Below are 6,990 nucleotides of genomic sequence, written 5' to 3'. Positions count from 1 at the left end.
GTTCGACGCCGGGCGGGCTCAGCCGTGTTTGACCGTCGTGTCCCGGGACTTGTTCGCGGCGGTGGCGATGTTGCGGGCCATGCCGCCGAAGACGAGTGCGTGGAAGGGGCTCACGCTCCACCAGTACAACTGCCCCGCCAGGCCGCGCGGATGGAACAGTGCCCGTTGGCGGTACTCGGTGCCGCCGTCGGAGCGCGTCACCACGCGCAGCTCCAGCCACGCCAGGCCCGGCAGCCTCATCTCGGCGCGCAGCCGCAGCAGTTGGCCGCGTTCGATGGCCTCGACGCGCCAGAAGTCGAGCGCGTCCCCGGTGCGCAGACGTGCCGCGTCCCGCCGGCCGCGTCGCAGTCCCACGCCGCCCGTCAGCCGGTCCATCCAGCCTCGTAGCGACCAGGCGAGGGGCAACGAGTACCAGCCGTTCTCGCCGCCGATCCCCTCGATGACCCGCCACAGCTCCTGGGGCGAGGCGTCCACGTCCTTGGCCCGCTCGTCGGTGTAGAGCGAACCGCCCGACCAGTCGGGGTCGGTGGGCAGCGGGTCGCTCGGCGCGCCCGGCCAACTCGCCGACGACCAGCGGGTACTGACCTGTGCCTCCTTGATGCGTCGCAGCGCCAGTCGGAGCGCCTCGTCGAAGCCGTACGGCGCGCCCGCCGGCGGCGGCACGTACCGTTCGATGTCGTTCTCCCGGCACACCACCTCGTGCCGCAGCGACTCGGTCAGCGGCCGGGCGATCGAGCTGGGCACCGGCGTGACCAGCCCCACCCAGTGGCTGGAGAGCGACGGCGTCAGCACCGGCACCGGCACCACGATCCGCCTCGGCAGCTCGGCCACCGCCGCGTACCGGCGCATCATGTCCCGGTACGTCAGGACGTCTGGCCCGCCGACGTCGAACGTCCGCGCCACCTCCGCGGGCAACTCCGCGCAGCCGACCAGGCACCTCAACACGTCGCGGATCGCCACCGGTTGGACCCGGGTGCGCAGCCAACTCGGGGTGACCATGATCGGCAGCCTCTCGGTCAGGTAGCGCAGCATCTCGAACGAGGCCGAACCCGAGCCGATGATCACGGCCGCGCGCAGCACCGCCGTCGGCACCCCGGAATCCAGCAGGATGCGTCCGACCTCCGCCCTCGACCGCAGATGCGGTGACAGCTCGCGCTCCGGCACACCGGCCGGTGTCAGTCCGCCCAGGTAGACGATCCTGCCGACCCCCGCCTCCCTGCACGCCCGTCCGAAGGTGCGCGCCGCCTCGGCGTCGGCGCGCTCGAAGCCGCTGCCGCTGCCCAGCGCGTGGACGAGGTAGTACGCCGCGTCCATCCCGTCCAACGCTTCGGCCAGCGACCGCGGATCGGTGACGTCGCCGCGCACCACCTCCACCTCGTCCGCCCAGGGCGTGTCCGCGAGCTTGGACGGCGTACGGGCCAGGCACCGCACCCGGTGCCCGGCCGCCAACAGCTCCGGCACCAGCCGACCTCCGACGTAACCGCTCGCTCCGGTCACCAGAGTGTGCACAGCCGCTCCTCTCCTGCTTCTCACTCGCCCGCTCGGAAGGGTGGCCGCACCGCGCCAGCGCTGTCGCCGCGTCGGCGAACCCGTCCGCCACTGCGTTGTCGCCGCCGGCCCGATCCGCCGCTCCCGGCGGGCCACTCCCGGTGCGTACCCGCGTACCCGGTTCGCGGCGGCCCAGCCACCGCTGCCGGGTGCCGCAACAGCGACCCGTGTCGGCCGCGTACGACCACAGCGGGGCGCGTACGTTCCCGCTGCCACGATCTCGCGTTCCTCGCCGCCCCGCCCACCGGCGGGTCGGGGACGCGGGCGGGGCCTGGACGCGGGCGTCCGACCGGGCCCGGCCGCGGGGCAGGGGCACCCCTTCGCGCCGCGTAGACTTGGCCTTTTGCCGCAGGCCCGTCGAGGCGAACCGCCTCCACACCGCACCCCACTCCTGGAGCGCCGCACCATGTCCGAAACCGCCACTGAGTCACTGGTCGGACAGGAGTACGAGGTCGAGGTCGGCCCGGTCGCGCACGGCGGCCACTGCGTCGCCCGCACCGAGGAGGGACGGGTGCTCTTCGTGCGCCACGCCCTGCCCGGCGAGCGCGTCGTGGCCAGGGTGACCGACGGACACAGCGACTCGCGCTTCCTGCGCGCGGACGCGGTGACCGTGCTGGAGGCGTCGAAGGACCGCATCGAGGCGCCCTGCCCGTTCTCCGGGCCTGGCCGTTGCGGCGGCTGCGACTGGCAGCACGCCAAGCCCGGTGCGCAGCGGCGGCTGAAGGCGGACGTGCTCACCGAGCAGTTGCAGCGGCTGGCCGGGCTGACGCCCGAGGACGTGAAGTGGGACGGCACCGTCGAGCCCGCTCCCGGCGACAAGGTGCCCGCGGGCGAGGTGCCCCAGTGGCGCACCCGCGTGCAGTACGCCGTCGACGAGGAGGGCCGTGCCGGCCTGCGCCGCCACCGCTCCCACGAGGTCGAGCCCATCGACCACTGCATGATCGCCGCCCCCGGCGTCAGCGAACTGGGCATCGAGAAGCGCAGCTGGCCGCAGATCGCAGGGATCGAGGCGAGCGCCGCGACCGGCTCCGCCGACCGGCAGGTCGTCCTGACCCCGCGTCCCGGCGGCCGACTGCCGATCGTCGAACTCGACAAGCCGGTCTCCGTACTGCGCGTGGGGGAGTCCAAGAAGCGCACCGAACCGCGCCGTATGCACCGGGTGCACGGCCGCGACTTCCTGCGCGAGCGCGCGGACGACCGTACGTGGCGGGTGGGCGCGGGCGGCTTCTGGCAGGTGCACGCACAGGCCGCGGACGTGCTGGTCGACGCCGTCATGCGCGGGCTGCTGCCGCGCAAGGGCGAGACCGCGCTCGACCTCTACTGCGGCGTCGGCCTCTTCGCGGGCGCGCTCGCCGACCGGATCGGCGAGAAGGGCGCGGTGCTCGGCATCGAGTCCAGCCGTCGCGCCGTCGAGGACGCCCGCCACAACCTGGCCGATTTCGACCGGGTCAGGGTTGAGCAGGGGAAGGTCGAGCAGGTCCTGCCCCGTACCGGCATCACCGAGGCCGACCTCGTCGTCCTCGACCCGCCGCGTGCCGGCGCCGGCCGCGACACCGTCGCCCGTATCGCCGCTCTCGGCCCCCGCCGCGTCGCCTACGTCGCCTGCGACCCGGCCGCCCTCGCCCGCGACCTCAAGTACTTCGCCGACAACGGCTACGCCCCCCGCTTCCTCCGCGCCTTCGACCTCTTCCCCATGACCCACCACATGGAGTGCCTCGCGATCCTGGAGCCGGCGAAGAAGGACGCCTGAGCTGCGGGTTTGTGCATGCGCAGTATGTGCGGCGTGGGCGTTACGTGTGATCGTGCCGCTTGATGGGGTCGGAAGTCCCAGTGGACTCCAACTGCTGACAGGGCTGTGGCCCGGTATCGCTGTCCGAGCGGGACCGCCCCGTCGCGCGGTAGGTCCTCACTCCTTACGAGGTTCCCGGTTGTTCACTCAGTGAACAACCCCTATGTGAACTGGTGAATGAGGACGAAGGCCGTGAAACTGGGCGGCGGGCCCGGGTGCGATGCGGTCCAGTCCCTGGCGGTCATCTCGGTTGGCTCCTGACCGGCTCCGGGGGGAATCGGCCAGGTCCCCTGCCTCGGCGGCTGCGGGCCCTCGTTCCGCAGGATGTGGATCCGTCAGATGCCCCAGCTGAGGTGAACCTCGTCCTCAGGCATGGGCCGCCCCAATGGACGTGAGCTTCCGTGCCAGGGCGAAGGAGTTGTCTGCTCCTGAAATGCTCGCCTTACGGGCGCCGGTCGGTTGGCTCGTCGCTCTTGGGCGGACCGGAAGGCGTCTGGGCGCCGGTCGCGTGATCGGAGGTGCCGGCGGCTTGGTGGCCATAGAGTCGATAGACCATTTCATCCGGACAACGGTCCAGGCGGGCGCGACGCCAGGCAGCGTCGTAGGACAGGGGTGTTGCGCTGCGCCATTGAACGAGGAGTGCTCGGAGGCTGGTCATTGGGGCCAGCAGTACTCGCCACAAGAAGAGCTTCATGGATGCTCCCTTCGAGCTGTCGTGTCGGCCCCGGGTATGCCCATCGGCGGGATGCTGCTGGGCAGACTGCCGCCGCTGAGCGCCTCGAGGGAATCGGACAGTACGAGCATTGCCTGCTGACGCTTTTCGACGTCTGTGAAACCTTGGCCAACCTGCTCCCATTGCTGCAGGAGTGGGAACCACCAGCGGTTGCAGGAGTAGATCAGGCGAGCGAGGCGCTGGAGCTCGGCTACATGCTCGTCAGCCAGGGCACCGGGGGCGTGGCGCTCAAGTCGGTCCAGGACGACGAGGTCCGGGTGATCGTAGAGGTTGTCTTTCAAGAACCGCAGGCGACGGACGCGTTGCTCGTCCGCTGCCCGCTGTGCCAGTAGGTCCTTGGCGGTGCTGGGCAGTCCGAGAGCCGCGTAGATGCTCAACAGGCGGTAGTTCGAGGCGCGGCGGGGCAGACAGCCGAGAGCGGCGTTGACGGCGTCCTGGGCAGCAGGTACGTCCGGGGCCGGCATATGCGCCGCTGTAGCGGAGGCAGTGGCATGCACGGCGGCGCGTACTGTCTCCTCCGTGTTGGCGGGCACACGCCACAGTGGTCGCCAGGTGATCGTGTACACCGCTTCGAACGAGATGCCGCCCGTGGAACTCGGCAGCAGACGTGGCTGGACAGACGTACTCCTACGAACTGCGCGCCTCCATGGCCACCTCACGTGAGGCTCTCTTCGAGCGGGAAGACCGTGCGTAGACGGCTGTCAACGAGGTGGTTGTAGAGGTCGTCAGCCACGCTGACGCCCTCAACGGTGGAGATGCCGCGCAGCTCGTTCATGAGCTTCATGCCGGCCTCGAACATGTTGTGGCCGCGTAGCGCAGGCAGGAGTTGGTTGCGCAACTGTGTGTACGTGCTGGGATCGCCGGCGCACGAGCGGATCCAGCCCGTCAGGCGCGAAATGGCCTGGGCAGCGGTGTCCGATGAGGAGAGCAGGTTGTTGAGGGCCCGCTGCACGTCGACGTCCGGGGGAGGCGCGCACACGAGCCACGGTGCGTCGTCACGGCGGACGGTCATCAGCGCGAGGAAGGCCAGCGCTCCGCCGCGCGCCGAAACTTTGCCCTGTTGCCAGCCTTGGACCTCAGCTACCAGCCGCGCTGCCACGGTGGGGTGTTGGGCAAGGTCGTCGTAGGCAGCCAGGACTTGGCCTGCTGCGTCGGTGTTCTTGTGCGCGACGCGACGCAGCCGCACCATGGCCCGCTTGGCCAGAACCGTGGCGGTGGCGGGGTCCTCCAGGATTCGTTGGCACAGCGCGATTACCGCGGGCGCGTAACTCTTCTGTTCCGCCCACCCGTAGAGCGCGGCCCATGCCAGGCGCCCGACGTGTTCGTTGCGCACGGCCTTTTCCAGGACCGCACCGAGCACCTCTGGCTGGCTGCTGCCTACGAGTTCACCCAGCTCGGTGAGGTAGCTCACCGTTCCGTGCCGCACGGTGAGTTCGGCCAGTGCCGCCACGGCGTGGTCTTCCGGATCGGTGCTCTGGGCTGTCGCGACGAGCCAGGTCAGCAACGGTTTGCGCATGACGTCGTAGTTGTCCCAGACATACTCCAGCACAGCGCGCCCGTAGGCGGGCCGGTCGAAGACCACGGTGTCCTGCAGGTCGACTTGACCCCCGACGTCCTGGATACGCCGACGCATTCCTCGTCCTGCCAGGGCGCTGAGGGGCGGTGAGAACCCTGGTGCTGTGTTGGCGGCGCCGGGCGCGTCTCCGATGGCTGCGAGCAGAGCAGTTGCACTGCGCGCCACGATGGGCATGGGTGCTGACTGCTGCACGGCCAAGGCCAGGAGCAGGCAACGGTCTTCCACGGTGAGTGACGGATTGCCATGCGCGTGCAGCCTGTTCAGCTCGCCGAATAGGTCGTCGAGTTCACCGCGCCAGTCGGTCAACGCCGCGATGATGCGGTCTTCGAGGGTGTTCCCGGTACCTTCGCCTTCCACCTGCGGGGGCGACTGCTGGGTGCTTGTGCGGCTGTGCTCGTTCCAGGCCATCACGACGGTGTGCGCGGCCCGCGCAGCGGCCACAGCTGTCAGTCCGCGCAAGGACGTGGTGGTCTTAGGGAAGGAGCGGAGTGACGTGACGAGTTGGTCGTAGCCGTGGGCGGCCAGGTGCGCCTCGACCACGTGCTGGGCATCGGGTGCCTGCTGCAGATGAACGACTTGGATGCCGTCACGATCGCTGAGTCGGTGGTCCTTCCACAGGCCCTGTGCGACGGTCAGCGCGAGGTAGGAGTGGCAGTCGCGCAGGTGAGAGGCGTGTTTCGACAGGGCGTCCAGGAAGTCGGTGGATACCTCGTCGTTCTCCGGATGCTTGAGATCGAGTTGGTACGCATGCGCCTTCTCCAAAGGCAGGCGCCCTTGGCGGGGAGTGTCCCAGTCCGCATCCAGCTGGACCAGGGTGGTTTCATCAGCAGTGTGCTCGGCCAGCAGGCGCAGAGCGAAAGTGGTGGAGCCACACGAACGCGGTGCCACGATGACGATGATCGGCTGGCGAGGACGGCTGGTTACAGGATTGACGATTTGCTCCCAGACCAGGTCCCAGTGCGGGCCCCGTACGAAAGGCTGGTCCAGCAGCCGCCCACGGTTTTGTTCCAAGCCTTCCAGTAGGTCCCGTTTCCGAGTTTCCAGGATCACCTGCTCGATGTAGTGGGCGACAACTTCGGGGTCCCCGTACACGTGTGTCGCTGCACCGTGCGTTTCGTGCACGCGGGGCGTGGGTGGCAAAGGGCCCGGCTGTGGGAGAGCTGGAGAAGCGGACGGGTCGTCAGGATTCGCACCCAGCCGATCGGCGGAGCCGGTTCCGGTGCGCAATCGATGCAGCCAGCCGCCGGAGCCGTTGGACCGGCTCTCATCACTTTCGTTGTTCGGTGGGGTGGCGTCGGAGCAAGTGGGGTCGAACGGTACGTCAGTCATTTGGAACTCCAGAGT

Annotated in this window: 4 protein-coding genes; 1 reads left to right on the top strand and 3 read right to left on the bottom strand. The window is 69.4% G+C overall.

Annotation, left to right across the window (positions count from 1 at the left end):
• Positions 1-18: 18 nt before the first annotated feature.
• Positions 19-1,509 carry an SDR family oxidoreductase gene (locus JGS22_RS25710; RefSeq protein ID WP_308405903.1) on the bottom strand — a complete coding sequence of 497 codons (1,491 nt, stop codon included), beginning with the start codon at positions 1,507-1,509 and terminating at the stop codon, positions 19-21.
• Between the two features lie 445 nt (positions 1,510-1,954).
• On the opposite strand from JGS22_RS25710, the gene JGS22_RS25705 reads away from it, so the two are divergent.
• Positions 1,955-3,298, top strand: coding sequence for a class I SAM-dependent RNA methyltransferase (locus JGS22_RS25705; protein ID WP_211038989.1), 1,344 nt, complete (start codon positions 1,955-1,957; stop codon positions 3,296-3,298).
• A gap of 729 nt (positions 3,299-4,027) precedes the next feature.
• On the opposite strand, the gene JGS22_RS25700 is transcribed toward JGS22_RS25705, so the two are convergent.
• Positions 4,028-4,636, bottom strand: a complete 609-nt coding sequence (locus JGS22_RS25700; RefSeq protein ID WP_308405902.1) for a hypothetical protein — start codon at positions 4,634-4,636, stop codon at positions 4,028-4,030.
• Positions 4,637-4,725: 89 nt separating this feature from the next.
• Positions 4,726-6,975, bottom strand: a complete 2,250-nt coding sequence (locus JGS22_RS25695) for a hypothetical protein (RefSeq protein WP_236074458.1) — start codon at positions 6,973-6,975, stop codon at positions 4,726-4,728.
• Between the last annotated feature and the right edge of the window lie 15 nt (positions 6,976-6,990).

It is taken from the genome of Streptomyces tardus (assembly GCF_018101125.2).
GTDB lineage: Bacteria > Actinomycetota > Actinomycetes > Streptomycetales > Streptomycetaceae > Streptomyces > Streptomyces tardus.
The sequence above is the reverse complement of the archived record's forward strand: the minus strand, read 5'-3'. Positions and strand labels throughout refer to the sequence as shown.